The organism is Sphaerisporangium sp. NPDC005289, from assembly GCF_040607455.1.
In the GTDB taxonomy this organism is placed as follows: domain Bacteria; phylum Actinomycetota; class Actinomycetes; order Streptosporangiales; family Streptosporangiaceae; genus Sphaerisporangium; species Sphaerisporangium rhizosphaerae.
In genome coordinates this window covers 499,169-522,624 of the sequence record NZ_JBEXGS010000002.1, presented here as the reverse complement: position 1 = coordinate 522,624, position 23,456 = coordinate 499,169, and the positions used below count along the sequence as shown (strand labels likewise).

Genomic DNA, 23,456 nt, shown 5'->3' with positions numbered 1-23,456 from the left:
TCAACGGCAGTGATGGGAGACCGGATCACCAGTTGCCCTCCGAGGATGGGAGCGGGATGTCGTGCGGGTGGACGACATGGACGATTCCCCCGCTGCTCGTGGTCCGTAACCACACGTTCTCGAACGCGGCCCGCGGATAGGTTCTCTTGACCGTGTCGTCGGAGGCGCCGGCCGGGTCGTTGGCGATGACGTCACCATCGGCGGTGAACCCGGTGACGACCATCAGGTGGCCGCGCGTGGAGTAGCCCGACCCCGGCAGCTCGTGCTCCTTGAACGACTGGGAGGTGATCACCGGGATGCCGGCCGCGACGAGGCGTTCGACCTCGGTGAGCGAGCGCAGGCGGGTGACGAACCCCGCGAGCCCGTACCGCCCGGCGTAGGCGACGCCGAACGGCCAGTTGCCGGTGCCCTGGTAGCTGTGGTCGTACATGTCGCGCGCCGCGTGGTCCACGGCGGGACACGGGTCGCCGGGATCGACGAACAGCAGGTCGTCGGCGCTGGGCCCGCGTCCCCAGTATTGCAGCACCATCGTCGTCGAGGCCGGGCTGCACCACGCCTCGCCGCCGCCGCCCCACTCGGGGTAGTGGCCGGCGTGCAGGCGCTGCGAGCGCGGCGGCACGCTCAGCTCGACGCCGGCCGCGGGGCCGGGCACGCTGGGCGGGACGCCGGCGCGCGTGGGCAGCGCCGAGGCCATCACCCCGACCGAGCGCACCGCCGCTCCGGGGCCGTGCAGCGTGACGCGCAGCCGGTAGCTCGAGACGGGCCGCCGGGCGACGAAGGTGTCCACGGCGACGTCGCCGTCCTCGTCGCCCTGGCCGGGCAGCGAGGTGCGGTGGATGTCGCCGCCGCCCTCGGCCCAGCGCCCCATGTCGTACCACTTGGTCAGGCCGCCGGTGACGGTGCGCGCCCGCAGCTCGACGCGCAGCCAGGAGCCCGGCGGCGCGGCGGCCGTCCACGAGGGCACCAGCTCGGTCGCCGGGAAGCCGATCTCGCGCTCCTCGGAGGTCCAGCGGCGGTAGGGCCACGTGGTGGCCGAACCGCCGAAGGGGTCGAGGTAGGACGTGACGCCGCTCTCCGAGGGGACCACGTCGGTCCATCGGTGGAAGGCCACGGGAAGCGTGTCGGCGGACGGCTTGACCACGCTGTCGATTGTGGTTTCGCCCGCAGTGCGGCGCATCGGATGGTTTACGTATCTGACACCTCGCCGCGAGCCCAGCCGCCCGGTGGTGGGCGCCGCTTGGCAACCTCCCTCCGTTCTCGGCCGTCCATTACGGTGTCGCGGCGCGACAAGGGAGGCAAAGGGGACGGTTTATCTGCTTATTTGACTCTTTGGCGCCGTCATTACTTTCAGTCGGTTTGATGTGATTCGGGGGCATGTGATAGGGAGTTCGATTTTGCATGCCATTTTGGTGGACCTGCTGATGGCAGGGGCGGACGATCAGGAGGTGTACGAGGCCGCCTCGCGCCTGCGGGCGCACCTGCTGGAGCTTTCCGTGGACGACGTGGCCTTTCCGGCCGGGCGGGCGCCCGCCGGGGCCAAGGGCGACGGGTCCCTCATCGGCACACTGGTCGTGACCTTGGCCAACTCGGCCGTCCTGGTCGCGGTCGTGCAGGCCGTCCGCGAATGGACCACGCGTGGCGCCGGCCGGCAGGCGAAGATCAGCGACGGCGACCGGTCGCTGGAGGTCACCGGCCTCACCGCCGAGCAGCAGCGGCGGATCATCGACGCCATGCTGCTCGCGATGGACGCGGAGACCACGCGGCGCGCGGCGGAGGCGCTTAAGGACGCGGCGGAGGCGAAGCCGGACGCGCTGGAGGCCGGACAGGAGCGGGACCGGCGTGGTTAGCCCGTCCGGCGGGACCCGCGCGTACGCGCTCCTCATCGCCACCGACCACTACGACGACCCGGCCTTCGGCCACCTGCGCACGCCCGGCAGCGACGCCGCGGCGCTCGCCGCGGTGCTGGCGGACCCGCTGATCGGCGGCTACGCCGTGCGCGTCCTGCACAACCGGCCGGCCGGGGAACTACACCTGGCCGTCGAGGACTTCTTCGACGGCCGGGGACGCGACGACCTGCTGTTCCTGTATCTGTCCGGTCACGGGTACAAAGACGACTTCGGGGTGCTGTCCTTCGCCGCCCGCGACTCGCTCAGAACCCGTATGGCCTCCACGTCGGTCGCCGCCGAGTTCGTGCGCGCCCAGATGCACCGGTCGCGCTCGCGCCGCATCGTCGTCGCGCTGGACTGCTGTTACTCCGGCGCGTTCCCCTTCGGCACGCGGCACCGCGGCGCGGCCCCGGTGGACGTGGTCGAGCGCCTGTCCGGGCGGGGGCGGGTCGTGCTCACGGCCACCTCCGAGCTGGAGTACGCCTTCGAGGTGGACGACGGCAACAGGCCGGCAGGCGTCACGCGCCTGGCCGGCGGCGCCTCGTCGGTCTTCTCCGAGGCGCTCATCCACGGGCTGCGCAGCGGCGAGGCCGACCGGGACGGCGACGGCTACGTGGACGTCGGGGAGCTGTACGACTACGTCTACGACCGGGTCCGCGCCGGCTTCCCGCAGCAGACGCCCAAGATGCGCGGCGACATCGAGGGCACCCTCCACGTCGCCCGCAGCCCGAGACCTCACGTGCGAGGGGACGACGGCCCCTCGCGGGCGCCCTGGAGGCCAGGAGAGCCTGAGTCCGGGCGGTTTCCGGCCGGGGAGAGCGGGACGTCCGGCGAGTCCGGCCGGGACTCGGAGACGCGCACACCCGTGCACGGCGGCCGAGCCGGGGACACCGGCCGGCGCGTCACGGCCCGGCGCGGATTCGGCGTGGCGGCGCTCCTCGCCGGGACGAGACGGGGCCGCCCGGGGCGACGCGTGCCGGTGCTGCTGGCGTCCGGGGGTGCCCTCGCCGCGGCCGCGGTGGCCGCGTGGACGGTGCTGCCCGGAATGCTGTCCACCGTGCTCGCCGGTACTCCCGGCCCGAACGCCACGACCTCGTCCGGCCACCCCTCCTCCACCCCCTCCCCGGGCGGTTCGCCCTCCCACACCTCCGCCTCCGACCTGCCCAAGGGGACCCTCGCGCTGGCGGCCACCACGCAGGCGGGGCGTGACGTGGTGGCCGAGTGGACCGACCCGGCGCTCAGGACCGCCACGTACTTCGCCTACGCGCCGAGCGTGCGCCCCTACAAGACGGGCCTGGAGGTGGCGCCGCCGCTACGCGACAAGGCGGGCGAGGTGCGGTTCCCGAAAACTCTCGGCAAGGTCTTCTTCCGGGTGGGGGGCGAGCGGCACTGGTGTTCCGCCACCTCGGTGCAGTCCAAGTACCACAACGTGGTCCTCACGGCCGCCCACTGCGTCTATGACCCGGCGACGGGGCGCGCGCGCGAGGGCTGGGCATTCGTCCCGGGCTTCTACGAGGGCAGGAAGCCCTACGGCCTCTACGTCGGCAGGGCGGCCTCGGTGGACACGCGTTTCCTGCGTTCGGGGGATCAGGCGCACGACGTCGCCTTCGTGGTCGTGTACAACGGCACGAACGGCGAACGGCTCGGGGACACCGTGGGCGGGCAAGGGCTGGCCTGGAACCTCGACGGCGACAGTTCGGCGTACGCCTTCGGGTATCCGGCGGGGGCGCATCCCGACGGCGACCGCGGCTACACGGGCGTGACGCCCAAGTGGTGTGCCGGCACCATCCGGGCCGCCTCCTCCTCCGGCAGGATCCCGCGGGGAGATGTGCTGTCCTGTCCGTTCACTCCCGGCGCCGACGGCGGACCCCTGCTCATCCGGTACGACAAAGGGAAACATCTCGGGTACGTGGCGGGCGTCGTCGCCGGATACGCCGACGCCGACGGCGACCGGCGGTTCGACCGGATCTACTCGCCGGGGTTCGGTGACGACGTCCACGACGCCTACGAGCGGGCCGCCGCGCTGTGGTCGAGTGGCCTTTAGGCCGGCCGGGTGGCATCGCGGCCGGTCGGAGCGGGTAGGTCGGTTCCATGCGCGATCTTGCCGACGTGCGGATGTTCGTCTACCGGTGGTTCGCCGAGCGGGGGGAGCCGCCGCGCCCGCAGGACGTCGCCAGGGAGTTCGGGCTGGAGGTGCCCGTGGCGCTGGAGGCGCTCGGGGCGCTGCACGACGGCCACCTGATCGTCCTGGACGCCGACCGGCGCGGCATCCTCATGGCCCACCCGTGGTCGGCCGTGTCCCTCGGCTTCGTCGTCACCGACGACCGGGTGAAGTGGTGGGGCGGCTGCGCCTGGGACTCCTTCGCCATCCCCGCGCTGGTCGGCCGCGAGTGCCTGGTGGCGACGCACTGTCCCGGCTGCGGCAGGGCGCTGGCCGTGGACGTGTGCCCCGACGAGCACCCGGCCGTCGACCTGGTCGCCCACTTCCTGGTCCCCATTCCGCGCATGTGGGACGACGTGGTCTACACCTGCGCGCACCAGGCGCTGTTCTGCTCGGAGGAGCACGTCGGGCGGTGGCTGCGCCAGAACCGCCGCCCGCGCGGCGCGATCCTCGACATGCGCACGCTGTGGCTGCTGGCCACCCGCTGGTACGCCGGCCGGCTCACCAGGGAGTACCGCCGGCGCACGCCCGACGAGGCGCGAGCGCTGTTCCAGGAGCTCGGCCTCGTCGGGCCCTTCTGGGCGGGCGCCTGAGGCGCCCGCCCAGAAGGGTCACAGGTACAGGCCGGTGGACTCCGCCGGCGCCGCCGACGCGGCGGGCGCGCGGCCGGAGCGCAGGGCGTACAGCTCGGCCAGCGTCGCCCCCGAGCGCGGCACGCCGTCCGCGGCGCCGAGCCAGGCGGCGGCCTCCTCGGCCGACATGCGGCCGGCCTCCACCTGCGACAGGCACCGCCCGGGGCGCACGACCGCCGGGTGCAGCCGGGCCAGGTCCTCGTTGGTGGTCACCGCCACCAGCACGTCCCTGCCTTGGCCGAGCAGGCCGTCGGTCAGGTTGAGCAGCCGCGACAGGCCCTGGCCGGTGGCCTCCTTGGCCTCCGCGCGGATCAGCTCGTCGCAGTCCTCCAGCACCAGCAGCCGCCAGCGGTGGTCGTCGTCGTCGGTGTCGTACCCGACGGCGACCTCCATCAGGTAGCCGGGCTCGGCGAACAGCCGCTCGGGGTCCAGCACGCAGTCCACCTGGCACCAGCCGGACCACTGCCTGGCCAGCGCGCGCAGGGCCGTCGTCTTGCCGGTGCCGGGCGGCCCGTGCAGGAGGATGAGCCGGCCGTTGATCTCCGTGGGGGTGACCGCCATCAGGCGCTCCAGCGACTCGCCCGCCCCGCGGGTGTAGTTCTCCTTGATCGACGGCCAGCGTGGCGCGCTGATCGGCCGCTGCGTGCGGCGCGGGCCGTGGGCGCCCGTCCACCAGAACCCCATCTCCACGTGGTCGGTGTCCTGCGGCAGCGGCTCGACGGCGTCCCTGGTGGACTCCTCCAGCACAGAGCGCGCCAGCTCGTCGCTGACGGCGGTGACGGTGAGCACGGCCGTGCGGTTGCGGAACCGTACGACCCGCAGCGTCCAGCCGTCGCCGCACGCCAGCCGCGAGTCGCGGCCGTCGTCCTCCTTGGCGGAGCGGGTGAGCCGGGCGCGTGCGGGCATGAGCGGGGCGTCGGGGCGCACCCTCTCCAGGTTGGCGGTGCGCGCCCACGGCTGGTTCCCCGTGGCGAACGGGGACAGCGCGAGCGCGTCGATGACATCGACCGGCGAGTCGCCGTCGTCGAGCCATACCTTCATCGGCAGGGCTTCGGCGGCGGGGAAACGGACCTCCTCCACAACGGACATATATTCATGATTCCGGCCGCCCATGGGGCGAGTCCACGGATTTTCCCGTACGCCTGTCCGAAACCGCCCACTCCCGATGCGTGATTGGTAAATCACCCCATGTGGTGTTGTGTCGGTAGCTAGGGTGTCCATGCGGATTCGATGCGCTGGGAACCCTTCGGAGACAGTTTGACGTCTCTTCCGGTGGACAGTGGCCCTGAGTCCGCATACACGTCGCACCACCAGGAGAGAACTCTGTGGCAATCGACCTCGTGTCGCGCGAAGCCTGGGGCGCCCGTGCCCCGCGCGGCTCCTATTCGACGGTGACCGAGAATCGTGGCGTCAAGGTGCACTACACCGGCGGCCGGGTCGACCCCGCGATCGTGAACGACCACGCCAAATGCGTCGCCATGGTGAAGTCCATCCAGAACTTCCACATGGACGGCAACGGCTGGCTCGACATCGGATACTCGATGGTGGCCTGCCCCCACCGCAAGGTCTTCGTCGGGCGCGGCCCCCACCACCTGCCCGCCGCCAACGGCGCCGGGCTGAACAGCGACCACTACGCCGTCCTCGGCCTGGTGGGCAACAGCGGCCTGGTCCAGCCGCCGGACGCCATGCTCGAGGGCATAGTCGACGCCATCGAATACCTGCGCAAGCAGGGCAAGGCCGGCACCGAGATCAAGGGGCACCGCGACGGCTACTCCACCGACTGCCCCGGCGAGCCGCTGTACGCGTGGGTGCGCAAGGGCGCCCCGCGCCCCGGCGGCGCCGGCGGACCCGGCCCGCAGAACCCCCCGGAGCAGCACCCGCAGTGGCCCGGCAGGCTGCTGAAGTACCCGCCGGTCATGCACGGCGACGACGTGCGCACCTGGCAGGCCCAGATGGACAAGCGCGGCTTCACCATCGACGCCGACGGCGCCTACGGCCCGGCCTCCCGGGAGGTCTGCCTGGACTTCCAGAAGCAGCAGAAGCTCGACGCCGACGGCATCGTCGGCAGGCAGACCTGGAACGCCTCCTTCGAGGCCCCCATCACCTGAGCCCGCCCGGCGGCGCGGTCCGGTGACGCGGTCCCGGGGACGGCACGGCCGGCCGCCACCGCCGATTCCTGTCATGACGGGGGGCCATTACGATCCATGTCATGACGGTGGAGCATGAGGAGTTCCGCCCGGGGGCGGGCTTCGCGCCCGGCACCCGGGAGGAGTGGCGGCGCGCGGCCGTCGGAGTGCTGCGCAGGTCCGGCGCGGAGGTCGACTCCCCTGAGGAGGCGCTGGCGCACACGACCTACGACGGGGTGACGCTCAGACCGCTGTACGACGCCTCCGACCTGCCCGGCGATCCCGGCCTGCCGGGGTTCGCCCCCTACGTCCGGGGCGCCCGCCCCCTCGGCGGCGCGCTGTCCGGCTGGGACGTGCGCCAGCGCCACGCCCACCCCGACCCCGCGGTCACCCGCGAGGCCGTGCTCGCCGACCTGGAGAACGGCGTCACCTCGCTGTGGCTGGTCCTCGGCGAGGGCGGCCCGCCCCCCTCCGCGCTGCCCCGGATGCTGGACGGGGTCTACCTCGACCTCGCCCCCGTCGTCCTTTCCGCCGGCGCCGCCACCACGGAGGCCGCCGAGGTCTACCTGCGCCTGGCCGACCAGCGCGGCACCGCCCCGGCGGGCGGCAACCTCGGCGCCGACCCGATCGGCCTGCGGGCCCGCACGGGCACGCCGGCGCCGCTGCCCGAGGCCGTCGCCCTCGCCCGGCGGGCCAAGGACGTCCCTTCGCTGCGCGCGATCACCGTTGACGCCACGCCCTACCACGACGCGGGCGGCTCCGACGCCGAGGAGCTCGGCTGCTCCCTGGCCACCGGCGTCGCCTACCTGCGCGCCCTCACCGACGGCGGCCTGACGCTGGAGGAGGCGCTCGGGCAGCTCGAGTTCCGGTACGCCGCCACCGCCGACCAGTTCCTCACCATCGCCAAGTTCCGCGCCGCGCGCATGCTCTGGGCCCGCGTCGCCGAGGTGTGCGGCGCGCCCGCCCTGGGCGGGCAGCTCCAGCACGCGGTCACCTCCTCGGCGATGATGACCGCACGCGACCCGTGGGTGAACATGCTGCGCACGACCCTCGCCTGCTTCGCCGCCGGCGTCGGCGGCGCGGACGCCGTCACCGTCCAGCCCTTCGACGCCCGCCTCGGCCTGCCCGACGCCTTCGCCCGGCGCATCGCGCGCAACACCCAGTCGCTGCTGGTCGAGGAGGCCGGCGTCGCCCGCGTCGCCGACCCGGCCGGCGGCTCCTGGTACGCCGAGCGGCTCACCGCCGACCTGGCGGGCAAGGCGTGGGAGTGGTTCCAGGAGATCGAGCGCGCCGGAGGCGCCGAGGCGGCGCTCGGACGGCTGATCCCCGAGCACCTGGCCGCCACCTGGGCCCGCCGCTCCCGCGACGTCGCCCGCCGCGTGCGGCCGATCACCGGCGTCAGCGAGTTCCCCCACCTGGACGAGCGGCGCCCGGTGCGCGAGCCCGCGCCCGAGCCGGCCGGCGGCGGCCTGCCCCGCGTCCACTACGCGCAGGAGTTCGAGGCGCTGCGCGACCGCGCCGACCGCGCCGGCGAGCGGCCGCTGGTGTTCCTCGCCACCATCGGCCCGGTGGCCGCGCACACCGCGCGGGCCTCCTTCGCCGCCAACCTGTTCCGCTCCGGCGGCATCGCCACCCTCACCGGCGGCGCGAGCACCGACCCGGCGGCGATCGCCGGGGAGTTCGCCCGCAGCGGCTCCGCCGTCGCCTGCCTGTGCTCCAGTGACCGGCTGTACGCCGAGCACGCCGAGGCGGTCGCCGCCGCACTCGCCGGGGCGGGGGCAAGGAAGGTGTGGCTGGCGGGGAGGGGCCACTATGAGGGAGTGGACGCCGTCCTGCACGCCGGCTGCGACGTGCTCGACGTGCTCCGCACCACCTTCGACGACCTGGGGGTCGCCCCGTGATTCCCGACTTCACGCAGACGCCGCTGACGCCGGACGGAGCACCCGGCGAGCGATCATCCGCGGACCCGCGCGGCGAGGTCGCGCGCTGGGCCGAGGCCGTGCGCGACCAGATCGGCAAAGACCCCGCGGACCTGGTGTGGGACACCCCCGAGGGCATCGGCGTCAAGCCGCTCTACACCGCCGACGATCTCGTCGGCCTGGACTTCCTGTCCACCTACCCCGGCATGGCGCCGTACCTGCGCGGCCCCTACCCGACCATGTACGTCAACCAGCCGTGGACGATCAGGCAGTACGCCGGGTTCTCCACGGCCGAGCAGTCCAACGCCTTCTACCGGCGCAACCTGGCCGCCGGGCAGAAGGGCCTGTCGGTCGCCTTCGACCTGGCCACCCACCGCGGCTACGACTCCGACCACCCGCGGGTGGCCGGCGACGTCGGCATGGCCGGCGTGGCCATCGACTCGATCTACGACATGCGGCAGCTGTTCGACGGCATCCCGCTCGACCGCATGAGCGTGTCCATGACCATGAACGGCGCGGTGCTGCCGGTGCTGGCGCTGTACATCGTCGCGGCCGAGGAGCAGGGCGTGGCCCCCGAGCAGCTCGCCGGGACCATCCAGAACGACATCCTCAAAGAGTTCATGGTCCGCAACACCTACATCTACCCGCCGGGTCCGTCGATGCGGATCATCTCCGACATCTTCGCCTACACCTCCCGGCGGATGCCGAAGTTCAACTCCATCTCGATCTCCGGCTATCACATCCAGGAGGCCGGGGCCACCTGCGACCTGGAGCTGGCCTACACCCTGGCAGACGGGGTGGAGTACCTCCGGGCCGGCGTCGGCGCCGGGCTGGACATCGACGCCTTCGCGCCGCGCCTGTCGTTCTTCTGGTGCATCGGCATGAACTTCTTCATGGAGGTCGCCAAGCTGCGCGCCGCCCGGCTGCTGTGGGCCACCCTGGTCAAGGACTTCGGCGCGCGCGACCCCAAGTCGCTGTCGCTGCGCACCCACTCGCAGACCTCCGGCTGGTCGCTGACCGCCCAGGACGTCTTCAACAACGTCGTGCGCACCTGCGTGGAGGCCATGGCCGCCACCCAGGGCCACACCCAGTCGCTGCACACCAACGCCCTGGACGAGGCGCTGGCGCTGCCCACCGACTTCTCCGCGCGCATCGCCCGCAACACCCAGCTGCTCCTGCAGCAGGAGTCGGGCACCTGCCGGGTGATCGACCCGTGGGGCGGCAGCGCGTACGTCGAGCGGCTCACCCACGATCTGGCCCGCGCCGCATGGGGCCACATCCAGGAGGTCGAGCGGGCCGGCGGCATGGCCAAGGCCATCGACGCCGGCCTGCCCAAGCTGCGCATCGAGGAGGCCGCCGCCCGCACCCAGGCGCGCATCGACGCGGGGCGCCAGCCGGTGATCGGCGTCAACAAGTACCGCACCGGCACCGACGAGGACATCGAGGTGCTGAAGGTCGACAACAGCGCCGTGCGCGCCCAGCAGGTCGACAAGCTGCGCCGCCTGCGCGAGGAGCGCGACGAGCGGGCCTGCCGCGACGCCCTGGACGCCCTCACCCGGGGCGCCGCGGCCGACGGCAACCTGCTCGCCCTGGCCGTCGAGGCCGCGCGCGCCAAGGCCACGGTGGGGGAGATCTCCGACGCCCTGGAGAAGGTCTTCGGGCGGCACGCCGGGCAGGTCCGTACCATCTCAGGGGTGTACCGCGAGGAGGCGGGCGACGCCGCCGGCATCGAGAAGGCCCGCGCGGCCTGCGCCGCGTTCGAGCGCGAGGAGGGCCGCCGGCCGCGCATCCTCGTCGCCAAGATCGGCCAGGACGGGCACGACCGCGGCCAGAAGGTCATCGCCACCGCCTTCGCCGACCTGGGCTTCGACGTCGACGTGGGCCCGCTGTTCCAGACCCCGGCCGAGGTGGCCCGCCAGGCCGTCGAGGCGGACGTGCACGTCGTCGGCGTCTCCTCGCTGGCGGCCGGCCACCTGGCGCTGGTGCCCGAGCTGCGCGAGCGCCTGGCCGACCTGGGCCGCGACGACATCATGATCGTCGTGGGCGGCGTGATCCCCCCGGACGACTTCCCGGCGTTGCGCGAGGCCGGGGCGAGCGCGATCTTCCCGCCGGGCACGGTCATCGCCGACGCCGCCGTGGACCTGCTGCGCGAGCTGTCCGGCCGGCTCGGGCATGCCATCTGAGGGCGGCCGGGCGGTGCCGTCCCTGGAGGACTACGTCCAGGGCGTCCGCGCGGGCGCCGTCGGGTGGATCGCCCGCGCCATCACGCTGGTGGAGTCCACCCGGGCCGACCACCGGGCGCTGGCCCAGCGGCTGCTCGTCGAGCTGACGCCGCCGGCCGGCAAGGCCAGGCGCGTCGGGGTGACCGGCGTGCCCGGCGTGGGCAAGTCCACCTTCATCGACGCGCTCGGCGTCCACCTCACCGGCGAGGGGCACCGCGTCGCCGTGCTCGCCGTGGACCCCTCCTCCACCCGCACCGGCGGCAGCATCCTGGGCGACAAGACCCGCATGGCGCGGCTGTCGGCCGACCCGAACGCCTACATCCGGCCCTCGCCGACCTCCGGCACCCTCGGCGGGGTCACCAGGGCCACCCGGGAGGCCATGGTCGTCGTCGAGGCCGCCGGGTTCGACGTGGTCCTGGTCGAGACCGTCGGCGTCGGCCAGTCCGAGACGGCCGTCGCCGAGATGGTGGACACCTTCCTGCTGCTCACCCTCGCCCGCACCGGCGACCAGCTCCAGGGCATCAAGAAGGGGGTTCTGGAGCTGGCCGACGTCATCGCCGTCAACAAGGCCGACGGCCCGCACGAGATGGACGCCCGCAAGGCCGCCCGCGAGCTGTCCGGCGCGCTGCGGCTGCTGCGCGGCGGCGGCGGCACCTGGCAGACCCCGGTGCTCACCTGCAGCGCCCTGGAAGGCACGGGTCTGGGTGAGCTCTGGCGGCACATCGTCGCCCACCAGGACCGGCTGGAGGCCTCCGGGGAGCTCGCCGCCAAGCGCCGCCGCCAGCAGGTCGGCTGGACCTGGACGCTCGTGCGCGACCGCCTGCTCTCCCGCCTCACCGAGGACCCCGCCGTGGCCGCCGTCACCGCCGAGGTCGAACGCGAGGTCCTGGAGGGCACCCTCACCCCCTCACTGGCCGCCGACCGCATCCTGTCGGCCTTCGACCACTCCGGCTGACCGCCCCGCACCGCCGGACGCCGCCGGCCACCGCCGGTGAAGGCGGCCGGGGCGCTGGACGCGGGCGGTCAGGCGTCGTCGCCGGCGGCGTCCGGCCGGGTGAGGGTGAACATGTAGCAGCCGTAGGCGACGTTGCGGCTGTGGATCTCCACGACCTCCGGCTCGGCGAGCATGCGCGCGATCACCGCCTCCGGGTCGCTCCCGTCGTGGACCCGGGTGGCCGGATGGATCCAGCCCCGCGCGTCGTAGGCGCGCAGCACCTGCGGCCGGCCGTACCAGCCGGCCGGGTAGCGGTCGAGCGCGGCGGGGCCCGCGCAGGGACGCGCGTGGGCGAACACCGCGCCGATCTCGCGGTACGGGCTCGCCGGGATCGGCGGCTCGTAACCGAACAGCAGCAGTTCCTCGCCTGCGGCCGCGTCGCGCAGGCAGCAGCGCAACGGCTCCCCGCCCCCGGCGGTGACGCGCTCGGGAGGGTTGCCCGAGGCGTCCCGTCCCGCACGCGCCCGCGCGAGCGCCGCGGCCGCCAGGACGCGGACGCCGAACCGCGCCCCGCCGTCCTGGCCTGGAACGGTAGCCGTGACGGCGGGAGAGGTGGTCACCGAGCCGATGTCGTCGTTCGAGGTCATGGGTCCACGGTGCCGGAGCCCTCCGCGGGGCGCTGGCGGATATCGGCCCCGGCATCCCCGCCCCGTCCGGTGCCCGCCGCGTCACCGCCGTCGTTACTCGCGGCGGTACGACGGTGACTCTCGATAGAAGATTTCTCTTCCCGGGGGAGCCATCCGGCGTGCCGCCCGCGCCCGAGGTGTCACCATGGCGGCACACCGAGTCAACGGGAGGTGCGCGCTTGAGCAGTGATCCGCAACCGCGGCCGGCCGGCCCACGGTCGCCCGGGGAAGGCCGCCCGCCGGCCGGTCGGCAGGAGCCGCCGCCGCTGTACGCCCGGGTGGTCACTCTGTGCCGCCTGCTCGGCGAGGAGCGCTTCTTCCGCGCGGCGTTCGGCGAGGCGGGCGTCCACCCCCGGGAGGCCGCCGTCGGCGAGCGCACCCGCGTGCTGGAGCTCGACGTCGAGGAGGTCCTGCGCGCCGCACTCGGCACGCGCACTCTCAGCGCCCCCGGCCCCGAGCCGCGCACCCTCTCCGGCCGCTGACGCCCCGGCCCCCGGCTCCGCCGAACACGATCCCCTCCCGGCCATGGGCGGTCTTTTCCTGCGCCGGGCGGCGGGGCGGGGGGACGGCGGGTTCGGCGCCGCCGTGCGGTGGGCGACCGGTGGACGGGGGACTGAGCTGGGCATGTGTGGGCACTAACGAAGGCATGTGGAACGCCAGCTCCAGCGGTACGGGCATCAGGAAGCGGCTCGGCGCCCTCGACCGGCGCCTGTTCAGATCGGTCGCCGACGCACACCTGCCCGGCTTCGACCACGTTCTGCCGCGCCTGTCGCGCGCCGCGGACAACTCCCTGCTGTGGGCCGCCGTCGCGGGCGGCCTGGCGCTGACCGGCCGCAGGCGCATGCGCCGCGCCGCGACGCGAGGGCTGCTGGCGATCAGCCTGGCCAGCCCCGTCGTCAACCTGCTCGGCAAGCAGGCGTTCGCCCGGGCCCGGCCCTCCATCGTGGACTTCCCGCTGGCCCGCCTCGGCAAGATCCCCTCCTCGCACTCCTTCCCCTCCGGCCACTCCGCCTCCGCGGCGGCCTTCGCCACCGCCGTGGCGCTGGAGGCGCCGGCCAGGGTGGCGGTGCCGGTCGCGGTCGCGGCGGGCGCCGTCTGCTTCTCCCGCGTCTACACCGGCGTCCACTACCCGGGGGACGTGCTCGCCGGGACGGCGCTCGGCGTGACCGCGGCGCTGGTCACCAAGCGCCTGTGGCCCGGCCAGACGGTCATCGGCGAGGCCCGCGGCGCCACCACCGCGCCGCTGCACGACCTCGACCCCGAGGGAGAGGGGGTCGTCGCCGTGGTGAACAACGGGGCCGGGCGCGACCCGTGCACCGCCGCCGCCGTGCGCAAGGCCCTGCCCCGGGCGGAGGTCGTCGAGACCGAGCCCGGCGAGGACCTGATGGAACGGCTGAAGGACGCCGCCAAGCGGGCCCGGGTGCTGGCCGTCGCCGGCGGGGACGGCACGATGAACTGCGGCGCCCAGGCCGCGATGGAGCACGGCGTCCCGCTGCTCCCGGTGCCGGCCGGCACGTTCGACCACTTCGCCCGCACCCTCGGCATCGAGACCATCGAGGAGGCCGCTGCGGCCTACCGGTCGGGCCAGGTGGTGGCGGTGGACGTCGGCGAGATCGCCGGACGGGTGTTCCTCAACACCGCCAGCATCGGCATCTACCCGTTCGTCGTCGACCGCAGGGAGGAATGGGAGAACAAGATCGGCAAGTGGCCGGCGCTGGTGCTGGCCATGGCCGACGTGCTCATGCACGAGCGCCGGCCGCTGGAGCTGGTCGTGGACGGCGTCAGGCGCAGGGTGTGGCTGCTGTTCGCCGGCAACTGCGCCTACGAGTCGCGCGGGGTGGCGCCGACGCGCAGGAACCGACTGGAGGACGGCGTGCTGGACATCCGCATGCTGACCGCCGCCGGGCGCCTGCCGCGCCTGCGGGCCATGCTGAGCACGATCGGCGGCGGGGCGGGCGTGTCGCGGCACTACACCCAGTGGCGGGCCGACACCCTGCGGGTCGCCGCCCCGGGGGACCCGCGCGGGGAGATCAGGCTGGCCCGCGACGGGGAGACCTTCACCGCGCCCGGGCCCGTGGTGCTCAGCAAACGGCCCCGCACCCTGCTCGTCTTCCGCCCCTCCACCTGATGACCCCGGCGGCCTGACCGCCCCTGCGTTGGACCGCGCGTCCGTTGGACCGCCCCTGCGTTCGACCGCCGGGTCCGGTTGATCGCGGCTCCCGTTGACCGCGGGTCCCGTATGGCCGAGGGCCGCCCGGCTGCAGGTTCCGTCCGGTTGTCCGGTCCGCTGTACGCGCGAGCCGCCGTCACGGGCGTGACGGCGGCTCGCGGCGACGGCCGAGGCTACGGCTCAGCTGGAGAACAGCATGCCGACCCAGCTGCGCTGGTGGTGGCCGTGGCGGCCGTGGTGCGGCGCGCCCCAGGCCGGACCGCCGTGCGGGGGCGGCGGGGCGGCGTACTGCTGCTGGGCCCACTGGCCCTCGACCCGCGACAGGGTCTCGAGCTCGCCGTAGTCGAGGAAGATGCCGCGGCAGTTCTCACACTGCTCGATGTGGACGCCGTTGCGGTCGTAGGTCCGCATGGTACCGCTGCACTTCGGGCAACGCATGGAGTCGGTCTCCTTCAGGGTGGTCTCGGGGCGACCCTACTGCGGGGCCGCGGCGTGCGCGATCCTCCCGCAGGAGGAGACGAGGGCCTGTTCCACTTCGTCCAGAGGACGGCCCTCCGCGCCCGCCGCCGCCACGGCTGTGGCCGCCAACTGGACGGTCAACGCGCGGGCCGGCACGTCGAGTTCCCGCCACGGATCACCGGCGGGCAGGGCCGGCCCGGCCGCGCCGAGGTAGGCCGACAGGAACCGCTCCCACAGGCCGGGGGACAGCAGGCCGCTCGCGTACCAGGCCGCGGGACGGGCCAGGTCCCACGCCGGGTCGCCGGTGCCCAGGTCGTCCACGTCGATCAGCAGCCACTCGCCCTGGTACCGGATGACCTGCCCGAGATGGAAGTCGCCGTGCGCGAGCATCCCAGAAGCCGATCTCCGGCCGTCCAAGTCCGGCGCGCCCTCGTGGTCGAGTCGTACCGGGACCGGCCCCCTGCCGTCCAGGTCCGGCGCGCCCCTGTGGTCGAGTCCCACCGGGGCCGGCCCCCGGTCGTCCGGGTTCGGTGCGCGCTCGTGGTCGAGTCCCACCGGGGCCGATCCCCGGTTGTCCGGGCTCGGCGTGATCTGGGGGAGCAGGCTGCGGTGTGCCGCGAGGACGGTCGCCACGGGGCCGGCGAGCGCGCCGTCCAGGCCGTCGAGCAGGGCGACGGCGCGCGCGAGCCGGGCGGGGCCGCCGGCCGGGGGGAGGGCCGGCGCGTCCGGCGGCGCGGCGTGCAGCCGGGCGAGCAGCACGGCGGCGCTCTCCCACGGCGCGCCCTCGGGGTCGGCCGGGTCGACCGGCTCGCCGGTCGGCCACAGCGTGACGAGGCGCCCGTCCAGGCGCTCGGGACGGGTCGACAGTGGCGGCAGCAGCACCCCGGGCAGCGCGGACGCCGCCCGCAGGCGCGCTGTCAGCGCCGGCTCGTCGGTGCCCGGCGGGTGGGCCTTGGCCACCACGCCGCCGGCCCGGACGACCGTCACGCGGGTGTCCTTCAGCACGGACGTCGCGGGCCCGCCGCCGTGCGCCCGGGCCAGGCGCGCCAGCCCCTCGATCAGGCCCTCTACCGCCGTTTCCCGCTCTCCGGCCGAACCGCGTGTTCCGATGTGCGGTCCGTTCGGGGTGGTCTCCTGTCCTTGAGCGAGACCGGGTGCGGCGGCGTCCGGGGCGTCCGCGGTGGTGTCCCGCCCTCCGGCGAAGCCGCGCGCGGGGGCATCCCGGCCGCCGGGCGCCGTGTCCTCCCGTTGCGCGCCCGCCGGTGTCGCTCGCCCATCCTCGTCGCGCACGGTCACCGGACCAATGTAGAGGCGTGCTGCGTAGGGTGGGACCATGAGGATCGGTTTCGGAGTGCCCGTCTCGGGCTCGTGGGCGACGCCCGCCAACATGCTCCGCGTGGCCCGGCGCGCCGAGGAGCTCGGCTACGACTCGCTGTGGACCTTCCAGCGGCTGCTCTACCCGGTCGGCCACCCCATGGGCCCGGTGTACCGCAGCGTCCAGGACCCTCTGATCACCCTGGCCTACCTCGCCGGGGTGACCGAACGCGCGCGCCTCGGGGTCGCCGTGCTCAACATGCCGTTCTTCTCGCCCGCCCTGCTGGCCAAGCAGCTCGCCACGCTGCAGCAGGTGTCGGGCGGGCGGCTGGAGGCCGGGCTCGGCCTGGGCTGGCTCCCCGAGGAGTTCGTCGCCTCGGGGGTGCCGATGCGGGGCCGGGGGCGGCGCGCCGTGGAGTATCTCCAGGTGATGCGGCGCTTCTGGCAGGACGACATCGTCTCCCACAAGGGGGAGTTCTACGAGGTGGCGCCGTCCCACCAGGATCCCAAGCCCTCGCCGGTGCCGGTGCTGCTCGGCGGCACGGCCGAGGTGGCGCTGCGGCGGGCGGGCGAGCTGGCCGACGGGTGGATCAGCTCCAGCCGAGCCGACCTGGCCGCGATCGATGACCAGATCTACATTGTAAAGGACGCGGCCCGGGCCGCCGGGCGCGACCCCGAGGCGCTGCGGTTCGTCTGCCGCGGCGTCACCAGGGTCCGCCAGGCGGGGCAGGACGACCGCGCGCCCCTGACCGGGTCCCTGGAGGAGATCCGCGCGGACGTCGCCGCGCTGGCCGCCACCGGGGTCACCGAGCTCTTCCACGACCTCAACTTCGACCCGGAGATCGGCGACCCGGAGGCCGACCCGGCCGCCTCGATGCGCCGCGCCGAGGAGGCCCTGGAGGCCCTGGCCCCCGGCGCCTGAATCACCTCTCACGACACGCCCTCGTAGGGGTCCCGAAGCGTCCGCATGACTCCCGGGCCGGGGGCGACGCCACCTGTTCAGCGCCCGTCAGGTGAAGGAGGGGCCGGCACCTGTCATCCTGGGGGCGTACGCACAGAAGACGCCCGAACGCGGGGGAACGGTGAACGAGCGCAAGCCGATCGAATGCTGGCTGTCGGACATGGACGGCGTCCTCGTCCATGAGGGGAGCCCCGTGCCCGGGGCGGACGAGTTCATCCGCAAACTGCGCGACTCGGGCAAGCGGTTCCTCGTGCTGACCAACAACTCCATCTACACCCCGCGCGACCTGTCGGTGCGGCTGCGCGGGGCCGGGCTGGAGGTGCCGGCCGAGTCGATCTGGACCTCCGCGCTGGCCACGGCCCGCTTCCTCTCCGACCAGCGGCCCGGCGGGACGGCGTACGTGATCGGCGAGGCGGGCCTGACCACGGCCCTGCACGAGGTCGGGTACATCCTCACCGACACCGCGCCCGACTACGTGGTGCTCGGCGAGACCCGCACCTACAGCTTCACGGCGATCACCAAGGCCATCCGGCTCATCGACGCGGGCGCCCGCTTCATCGCCACCAACCCCGACGCGGTCGGCCCGTCCAACGAGGGCTCGCTGCCCGCCTGCGGGGCGGTGGCCGCGATGATCACCAAGGCGACGGGCGTCGAGCCGTACTTCGTGGGCAAGCCGAACCCGATGATGATGCGCAGCGCCATCAACGCCATCGACGGGCACAGCGAGAGCACCGCCATGATCGGCGACCGGATGGACACCGACATCGTGTCGGGCATGGAGGCCGGGCTGCACACCATCCTCGTCCTCACCGGCGTGACCGCCAAGGACCAGGTGGACCGCTACCCGTTCCGCCCCTCGCGCGTGGTGAACTCCGTCGCCGACCTGATCGAGCTGGTCGACTGACTCCGTTGCCGGTGCGCCGTCCCGATGGCGGCGCACCGGGTTCGCCGGAATGCCGGAATGACTGCCATGTCCTGTCAGGCTCAGGGGGCAGGATGACGGCATGACCGACGTCTATCTTGAGATCGGCCCGAAAAGGGTTTTCGCGTGTGCCTGCGACTGGCCGGGGTGGTGCCGCGTCGCCAAGGGTGAGGAGGCCGCCCTGGAGGCGCTGGCCGAGTACATACCGCGCTACCGGGTGATCGCCGATCGGGCCGGGCTGCCGTTCGAGCCTGACGCCTTCACCGTCGTCGAGCGGGCGCCCGGCGGCAGCACGACCGACTTCGGCGCGCCCGAGGCAATCCCCGCGATCGACGCCCGGCCGGTCGACGCCGCGACGGCCGAGCGCGACGCGGCGCTGCTGCGGGCCGCCTGGTCGGTGTTCGACGAGGTCGCCGCGGCCTCGCCGGAGGAACTGCGCAAGGGGCCGCGCGGTGGCGGGCGCGACCGCGACAAGATGGTGGCGCACGTCGTGGAGGCCGAGCGGGCCTACGCGAGGAAGATCGGCGTGCGGCACAAGCCGTTCCCGATGGCCGACCTCGCCGCGCGCGACGCGCTGCGCGAGGACATCGCCGCGGTGCTGGCCGAGCCGTCCGGCGGCTGGTCCCCCGAGGCCGGCGGCTGGCCCGCCCGGTACACGGCCCGGCGGATGGCCTGGCACGTCATCGACCACATCTGGGAGATGGAGGACCGCCGGCTCTGACGGAGCCACCGGCACCCCCGGCGCGTCCGGGGGATCAGTGGTCGTCGGTGCGGCGCAGGCGCTTGATGTCGGAGCGGTGCTTCTTGGCCGTGATGCGCCGCTCGACGGCGCCGCGCGAGGGCTTGGTGGCCCGCCGCTTGGCGGGCGGGGGCGCGACGGCCTGCTCCAGCAGGTGGGTCAGGCGCACCCTCGCTGCCTCGCGATTGCGCAGCTGCGAGCGGTACTCCGAGGCCGTGATGGTGATGACGCCGTCCACCAGGCGCGGGGCCAGCCGTTCCAGTGCGCGCGCCTTGAGCGGCGGCGCCAAGGCTTCGGTGGCTCCGAGGTCGAAGCTCAGCTCGACCCGGCTGTCGGTGGTGTTGACGCCCTGCCCGCCGGGCCCCGAGGAACGCGAGAAACGCCAGGAGAGCTCGGCCTCGGGGATGACGACCGAGCCGCGGACGTGAAGGGGACCGGGCATACTCCCAGCGTAGCCGCCGGCCCCTGCCGAGGATCAACTGGTTTGTGGCCTGCTTTCCGGTTGGTCAGTGTGTTGTGGCGTCGCGGGAGTCGCTTGCGAAGATCGCAGGGCTGGAGCACAGTGTCCCTGTACTGCGGGGGATTGCGGGGGCCGGCGCGATCGGGCCCCTTTCCAGGGACGACGCGGCCGGGCCGTGCGTCGTGACAGGGGAGGCCGTCCGGTGGCGGGCATCGTGGGGGTTCACGGCATCGGCAAGTACCGCTACTTCCTGGAGGCCGGTTCGGCGCAGGGGGCGGCCGAGACGATGCGGGCCAAGTGGAACCGTTACCTGCACCAGGGGCTGCACGGCGGCGTGCCGTACGCGGGCCAGTCCTACGTCGGCGAGGTGGCCTACTACGCCCATCTGCTGCGCGAGGAGGCGCCGCCCGCGACCAAGCGCGACCTGCGCAAGATGGACCCGGCCTCCCAGCTCGTGCTCGCCGGGTGGATGGAGCAGATGGGCGGGGTCGGCACGCGGGCGGGGGAGACGCTCACCGGGGTGATCCACCGCTTCGCCGAGTGGCTGCTGATGCGGCTCGGGCCCAAGGCCAAGGACTTCGCCGAGGACTTCTGCCCCGAGGTCGCCGCCTACCTCGCCGGGGCGGACGCCGCGGCCCGGGTGCGCTCGCGCGACGCCGTGGCCGACGCGATCCGCCGCAACCGGCCCAAGGTGCTCATCGCCCACTCGCTGGGCAGCGTGGTCGCCTACGAGGCGCTGTGCGCCCATCCCGAGCTGTCGGTGGAGCTGTTCATCACGCTCGGCAGCCCGCTGGCCATGCGCAACGTGGTGTTCGAACGGCTGCAGCCGCTGCCGTCGGCCGGGCGGGGCCGGCGCCCGGCCGGGGTGACCAGGTGGGTCAACATCGCCGACAAGGACGACATCGCCGCCATCCCTGGCCGGCTGAAGAAGTTCTTCGACGGGGTCACCAGCGACGAGACCGTCAACATAAACTGGGCCGACTTCCACACCGTGCGCAACTATCTGGCCTGCGGCGCGGTCAACGAGCACGTGCGCCCTTACGTCGCGTCCTGATTTGGGTAGGATCGCGATCATGAAGTGGGTGCTCTTCGACTACGGGGAAGTGCTGTGCCACGCGCAGCCCGCGGCCGACCGCGAGCGGATGGTGCGGACGGCGGGCGTCGACGCCGACCTGTTCTGGCGCGGCTACTGGGAGCACCGGCTGGAGTTCGACCGGGGCACCCTGACGCCGGGCGCCTACTGGTCGGAGGTGCTGGACCGCCGCGCGCGCGACGCCGAGGTCGAGCGGCTGGTGGAGCTGGACGTCCAGAGCTGGACCCACGCCAACCAGGACGCCGTCGCGCTGCTGGAGGAGTTCCGCGCGTCGGGGCGGCCGGTGGCGCTGCTGTCCAACGCCCCCGCGTGCCTGGCCGAGGGCGTCGAGCGGCTGCCCTGGATCGCTTCCATGGACGCCCGCTTCTACAGCGGCCACATGGGCCTGGTGAAGCCGGACGCCGAGATCTACCTGAGGGTGGCCGCGGCGCTCGGGGTCCGTCCCGAGGACGTGGTCTTCGTGGACGACCGGCTGGTGAACGTCAACGGGGCCGAGTCCGCCGGCATGACGGCCATCCACTTCCACGACGCCGGGACGCTGCGCGCCGACCTCAAGGTTGCCCTCGGCGCGTCCTGACCCGCATATCCGTAACACGCCGCTGTTCCATGCCCTGACCTGCGCCGACGTATCGGAGGTTCCGTATACGGGAATAAGTGCGACAACCGAATAACGGAGGGTGAAGATGCATGTAGGCGGCATAATCAGCGCCATCGTCGTCGGCCTGGTGATAGGCGCGCTCGCGCGGCTTCTCATCCCCGGACGGCAGAACATCCCGATCTGGCTGACCATCGTCATCGGCATCATCGCGGCCCTCATCGGCACCGCGATCGCCGGCGGCCTGGGAGTCGCCAACACCCGAGGCATCGACTGGATCGAACTGATCCTGCAGATCATCCTCGCCGTCATCGGCGTCCTGATCGCCAGCGCCCTGTGGAGCAAACGCAAAGTGACCTGATCCGCCGGGCCTCCCCCCTCGCCCGATTCGGGGGCGAACCCGGAGACTTCGCCTGGAATGCCGGAACCGGTCGCCTGGTCGTCGGCGGGTGTTCAATCACGGTGGGTAATCCGCCCGCCTGGCCCGAAGGTGTTCACGCGGGCGACATCCGGCACTCGCCTGCAGGTCAGCCTGGCCGTCTGCACTTGCGGGCGTGGACCACAAGCCATCACGCAGAGCGTTCCTGATCGCCGCCACCGCCGCGGGAGCCGGTGGCCTGCTGTCATCCGCGTCCGCCGTCGCCGCGAGCGCGGCGCCCGCCCGCCGCGCCGCACGGGACCCGTTCACCCTGGGCATCGCCTCCGGCGACCCGGCGGCCGACGGGTTCGTGCTGTGGACCCGCCTCGCGCCCGAGCCCCTCGCCCCCGACGGGCACGGCGGCATGCCGTCCCGCGACGTCGAGGTCGGCTGGCAGGTCGCCGCCGACGAGGGCTTCCGCCAGGTGGTGCGCACGGGGACGGCGACCGCCCGCCCCGGCTCGGCCCATTCGGTGCACGTCGAGTTGCAGGGACTGCAGCCGGGCCGCGAGTACTTCTACCGCTTCCGCTCCGGCGGTCACCTGTCGGAGGCCGGGCGCACCCTCACCGCGCCGGCCCCCGGCACCGCGGAGACGTCCTTCACCTTCGCGGCCGTCTCCTGCGCCCAGTACGAGCACGGCTACTACACCGCCTACCGGCGGATGGCCGAGCAGCATCCCGACCTGGTCGTCCACCTCGGCGACTACATCTACGAGTACTCCGGCGGCATCTACACCGCCGCGCAGGGCAACGTGCGCGAGCACGCCGGAGGCAAGCTGCAGACCCTGGCCGACTACCGGCTTCGGCACGCGCAGTACAAGACCGACCCGGACCTGCGGCTGGCCCACCTCAACAGCCCGTGGTTGGTGATCTTCGACGACCACGAGGTGGAGAACAACTGGGCCGGCGACAACCCCGGCACGCTCGTCCCGGACTTCGCCACCCGCAAGGCGGCCGGATTCCAGGCGTACTACGAGAACATGCCGCTGCGCAGGTCCGCGGTGGCGCGCGGGCCGCGTATCAAGATCAACCGTACGGTGGCGTGGGGTTCCCTGGCGACCTTCCACCTGCTCGACAGCCGCCAGTTCCGCGACGACCAGCCCTGCGACGACGGCATGCGCTCCGGCTGCGACGAGCGCCTCGGCCAGGAGCGGGTCATGCTCGGGGACGAGCAGATGAAGTGGCTGGCCGGCGGGCTGCGCTCGGCCCCGGCCGCCTGGAACCTCATCGCCCAGCAGGTCATCGTCGGCCAGCGCGACTACCACCTCGGCCCCGGCCGCGAGCTCAACGTGGACGCCTGGGACGGCTACCCCGCCGAGCGCGACCGCCTGCTGCGCACCCTGACGGGCGCCGCGACCGGCAACCCGGTCGTGCTCACCGGCGACGCCCACGTGGCCTCGGCCTCCGACCTGCTGGCCGACTTCGACGACCCCGACTCCGAGCGGGTCGGCGTCGAACTGGTCGCCACCTCCATCTCCAGCGACGGCGACGGCTACCACGACGCCGCCAGGGACGCCGCGCTGCTGGAGGAGAACCCGCACCTGAGGTTCGTCAACGAGCGCCGCGGCTACATCATGTGCCAGGCCACGCCGCAGGAGCTCAGGGCCGACTTCCGCACCCTCGACTACATCAGCCGCAAGGGCGCCCCGGCCCGCACCGCCGCCACCTTCACCATCCCCGCCGGCGAGCGCGCCCTCACCTGAGCGCCGCGCGGCGCCGGCACGGCGGCGGCGGGCCCCGGCCCGCCGCCGCCGTCTTCG

22 protein-coding genes are annotated in these 23,456 nt (G+C 73.5%); 16 read left to right on the top strand and 6 right to left on the bottom strand.

From position 1 onward, the window contains the following. Positions 1 to 25 precede the first annotated feature (25 nt). On the bottom strand, positions 26 to 1,141 hold the full coding sequence (locus tag ABZT47_RS05050; RefSeq protein ID WP_354836306.1) for a C39 family peptidase: 1,116 nt from the start codon (positions 1,139 to 1,141) through the stop codon (positions 26 to 28). A gap of 253 nt (positions 1,142 to 1,394) precedes the next feature. Between ABZT47_RS05050 and ABZT47_RS05045 the strand changes: the two genes are divergently transcribed. From ABZT47_RS05045 to merB, 3 genes are read left to right on the top strand one after another with little or no spacing between them, the layout of a single operon-like run. Continuing rightward, a complete protein-coding gene (locus ABZT47_RS05045; RefSeq protein ID WP_354836304.1) occupies positions 1,395 to 1,847 on the top strand; it encodes a hypothetical protein in 453 nt (150 codons plus the stop codon). Then, on the top strand, positions 1,840 to 3,930 hold the full coding sequence (locus tag ABZT47_RS05040; RefSeq protein WP_354836302.1) for a caspase family protein: 2,091 nt from the start codon (positions 1,840 to 1,842) through the stop codon (positions 3,928 to 3,930). The genes ABZT47_RS05045 and ABZT47_RS05040 overlap by 8 nt, the downstream gene beginning before the upstream one ends. Positions 3,931 to 3,977: 47 nt before the next feature. Further along, the gene (merB, locus tag ABZT47_RS05035; protein ID WP_354836300.1) at positions 3,978 to 4,640 is read left to right on the top strand and encodes an organomercurial lyase; all 663 of its coding nucleotides are present in this window, start codon (positions 3,978 to 3,980) and stop codon (positions 4,638 to 4,640) included. A gap of 18 nt (positions 4,641 to 4,658) precedes the next feature. On the opposite strand, the gene ABZT47_RS05030 is transcribed toward merB, so the two are convergent. After that, complete coding sequence (locus ABZT47_RS05030; protein WP_354836298.1) at positions 4,659 to 5,768, bottom strand: DUF5925 domain-containing protein; 1,110 nt, start codon at positions 5,766 to 5,768, stop codon at positions 4,659 to 4,661. A gap of 236 nt (positions 5,769 to 6,004) precedes the next feature. Here ABZT47_RS05030 and ABZT47_RS05025 point away from each other — a divergent pair, with 236 nt between their 5' ends. From ABZT47_RS05025 to meaB, 4 genes are all read left to right on the top strand, one after another. Next, positions 6,005 to 6,787, top strand: a complete 783-nt coding sequence (locus ABZT47_RS05025; RefSeq protein ID WP_354836296.1) for an N-acetylmuramoyl-L-alanine amidase — start codon at positions 6,005 to 6,007, stop codon at positions 6,785 to 6,787. Between the two features lie 101 nt (positions 6,788 to 6,888). After that, entirely contained in the window at positions 6,889 to 8,706 is a 1,818-nt protein-coding gene (locus ABZT47_RS05020; RefSeq protein ID WP_354836294.1) for a methylmalonyl-CoA mutase family protein, read from the top strand. A gap of 98 nt (positions 8,707 to 8,804) precedes the next feature. Beyond that, positions 8,805 to 10,907 carry a methylmalonyl-CoA mutase gene (scpA, locus tag ABZT47_RS05015; RefSeq protein WP_354836578.1) on the top strand — a complete coding sequence of 701 codons (2,103 nt, stop codon included), beginning with the start codon at positions 8,805 to 8,807 and terminating at the stop codon, positions 10,905 to 10,907. After that, positions 10,897 to 11,901 (top strand): methylmalonyl Co-A mutase-associated GTPase MeaB, encoded by a 1,005-nt coding sequence (gene meaB / locus ABZT47_RS05010; protein WP_354836293.1) that lies wholly within the window; start codon positions 10,897 to 10,899, stop codon positions 11,899 to 11,901. The genes scpA and meaB overlap by 11 nt, the downstream gene beginning before the upstream one ends. A gap of 68 nt (positions 11,902 to 11,969) precedes the next feature. On the opposite strand, the gene ABZT47_RS05005 is transcribed toward meaB, so the two are convergent. After that, positions 11,970 to 12,527 carry a DUF1203 domain-containing protein gene (locus ABZT47_RS05005; RefSeq protein WP_354836291.1) on the bottom strand — a complete coding sequence of 186 codons (558 nt, stop codon included), beginning with the start codon at positions 12,525 to 12,527 and terminating at the stop codon, positions 11,970 to 11,972. 218 nt (positions 12,528 to 12,745) lie between these two features. Between ABZT47_RS05005 and ABZT47_RS05000 the strand changes: the two genes are divergently transcribed. Further along, a complete protein-coding gene (locus tag ABZT47_RS05000; protein WP_354836289.1) occupies positions 12,746 to 13,048 on the top strand; it encodes a hypothetical protein in 303 nt (100 codons plus the stop codon). Between the two features lie 146 nt (positions 13,049 to 13,194). After that, on the top strand, positions 13,195 to 14,694 hold the full coding sequence (locus ABZT47_RS04995) for a phosphatase PAP2 family protein (protein WP_354836287.1): 1,500 nt from the start codon (positions 13,195 to 13,197) through the stop codon (positions 14,692 to 14,694). 222 nt (positions 14,695 to 14,916) lie between these two features. Here the strand turns inward: ABZT47_RS04995 and ABZT47_RS04990 are convergent, their stop codons facing one another. Both ABZT47_RS04990 and ABZT47_RS04985 read right to left on the bottom strand, forming a co-directional pair. Further along, complete coding sequence (locus ABZT47_RS04990; protein ID WP_354836285.1) at positions 14,917 to 15,174, bottom strand: zf-TFIIB domain-containing protein; 258 nt, start codon at positions 15,172 to 15,174, stop codon at positions 14,917 to 14,919. Between the two features lie 36 nt (positions 15,175 to 15,210). Then, positions 15,211 to 16,491 carry a hypothetical protein gene (locus tag ABZT47_RS04985; protein WP_354836283.1) on the bottom strand — a complete coding sequence of 427 codons (1,281 nt, stop codon included), beginning with the start codon at positions 16,489 to 16,491 and terminating at the stop codon, positions 15,211 to 15,213. A 37-nt stretch (positions 16,492 to 16,528) separates the two neighbouring features. Here ABZT47_RS04985 and ABZT47_RS04980 point away from each other — a divergent pair, with 37 nt between their 5' ends. The 3 genes from ABZT47_RS04980 to ABZT47_RS04970 all read left to right on the top strand — a co-directional run bounded on the left by ABZT47_RS04980 (position 16,529) and on the right by ABZT47_RS04970 (position 19,113). Continuing rightward, entirely contained in the window at positions 16,529 to 17,431 is a 903-nt protein-coding gene (locus ABZT47_RS04980; RefSeq protein ID WP_354836281.1) for a TIGR03619 family F420-dependent LLM class oxidoreductase, read from the top strand. A 160-nt stretch (positions 17,432 to 17,591) separates the two neighbouring features. Continuing rightward, positions 17,592 to 18,374 carry an HAD-IIA family hydrolase gene (locus tag ABZT47_RS04975; protein ID WP_354836279.1) on the top strand — a complete coding sequence of 261 codons (783 nt, stop codon included), beginning with the start codon at positions 17,592 to 17,594 and terminating at the stop codon, positions 18,372 to 18,374. Positions 18,375 to 18,474: 100 nt separating this feature from the next. After that, positions 18,475 to 19,113: a hypothetical protein gene (locus tag ABZT47_RS04970; RefSeq protein WP_354836277.1), complete on the top strand. Its 639-nt coding sequence runs from the start codon at positions 18,475 to 18,477 to the stop codon at positions 19,111 to 19,113. A gap of 34 nt (positions 19,114 to 19,147) precedes the next feature. On the opposite strand, the gene arfB is transcribed toward ABZT47_RS04970, so the two are convergent. Then, complete coding sequence (arfB, locus tag ABZT47_RS04965; protein WP_354836275.1) at positions 19,148 to 19,573, bottom strand: alternative ribosome rescue aminoacyl-tRNA hydrolase ArfB; 426 nt, start codon at positions 19,571 to 19,573, stop codon at positions 19,148 to 19,150. Positions 19,574 to 19,793: 220 nt separating this feature from the next. Here arfB and ABZT47_RS04960 point away from each other — a divergent pair, with 220 nt between their 5' ends. From ABZT47_RS04960 to ABZT47_RS04945, 4 genes are all read left to right on the top strand, one after another. After that, positions 19,794 to 20,645: a hypothetical protein gene (locus ABZT47_RS04960; RefSeq protein WP_354836274.1), complete on the top strand. Its 852-nt coding sequence runs from the start codon at positions 19,794 to 19,796 to the stop codon at positions 20,643 to 20,645. 19 nt (positions 20,646 to 20,664) lie between these two features. Continuing rightward, entirely contained in the window at positions 20,665 to 21,261 is a 597-nt protein-coding gene (locus tag ABZT47_RS04955) for an HAD family phosphatase (RefSeq protein WP_354836272.1), read from the top strand. A 106-nt stretch (positions 21,262 to 21,367) separates the two neighbouring features. After that, positions 21,368 to 21,640, top strand: coding sequence for a GlsB/YeaQ/YmgE family stress response membrane protein (locus ABZT47_RS04950; RefSeq protein WP_354836270.1), 273 nt, complete (start codon positions 21,368 to 21,370; stop codon positions 21,638 to 21,640). A gap of 193 nt (positions 21,641 to 21,833) precedes the next feature. Further along, positions 21,834 to 23,399: an alkaline phosphatase D family protein gene (locus tag ABZT47_RS04945; RefSeq protein WP_354836268.1), complete on the top strand. Its 1,566-nt coding sequence runs from the start codon at positions 21,834 to 21,836 to the stop codon at positions 23,397 to 23,399. Positions 23,400 to 23,456 lie beyond the last annotated feature (57 nt).

What these genes read in the sequence shown, in the direction of transcription:
- merB (WP_354836300.1), top strand. Translation starts at nt 3,978, where the DNA reads ATGCGCGATCTTGCCGACGTGCGGATGTTCGTCTACCGGTGGTTCGCC.
- ABZT47_RS05030 (WP_354836298.1), bottom strand. Translation starts at nt 5,768, where the DNA reads ATGTCCGTTGTGGAGGAGGTCCGTTTCCCCGCCGCCGAAGCCCTGCCG.
- ABZT47_RS05020 (WP_354836294.1), top strand. Translation starts at nt 6,889, where the DNA reads ATGACGGTGGAGCATGAGGAGTTCCGCCCGGGGGCGGGCTTCGCGCCC.
- meaB (WP_354836293.1), top strand. Translation starts at nt 10,897, where the DNA reads ATGCCATCTGAGGGCGGCCGGGCGGTGCCGTCCCTGGAGGACTACGTC.
- ABZT47_RS05005 (WP_354836291.1), bottom strand. Translation starts at nt 12,527, where the DNA reads ATGACCTCGAACGACGACATCGGCTCGGTGACCACCTCTCCCGCCGTC.
- ABZT47_RS04990 (WP_354836285.1), bottom strand. Translation starts at nt 15,174, where the DNA reads ATGCGTTGCCCGAAGTGCAGCGGTACCATGCGGACCTACGACCGCAAC.
- ABZT47_RS04980 (WP_354836281.1), top strand. Translation starts at nt 16,529, where the DNA reads ATGAGGATCGGTTTCGGAGTGCCCGTCTCGGGCTCGTGGGCGACGCCC.
- ABZT47_RS04970 (WP_354836277.1), top strand. Translation starts at nt 18,475, where the DNA reads ATGACCGACGTCTATCTTGAGATCGGCCCGAAAAGGGTTTTCGCGTGT.
- arfB (WP_354836275.1), bottom strand. Translation starts at nt 19,573, where the DNA reads ATGCCCGGTCCCCTTCACGTCCGCGGCTCGGTCGTCATCCCCGAGGCC.
- ABZT47_RS04955 (WP_354836272.1), top strand. Translation starts at nt 20,665, where the DNA reads ATGAAGTGGGTGCTCTTCGACTACGGGGAAGTGCTGTGCCACGCGCAG.
- ABZT47_RS04950 (WP_354836270.1), top strand. Translation starts at nt 21,368, where the DNA reads ATGCATGTAGGCGGCATAATCAGCGCCATCGTCGTCGGCCTGGTGATA.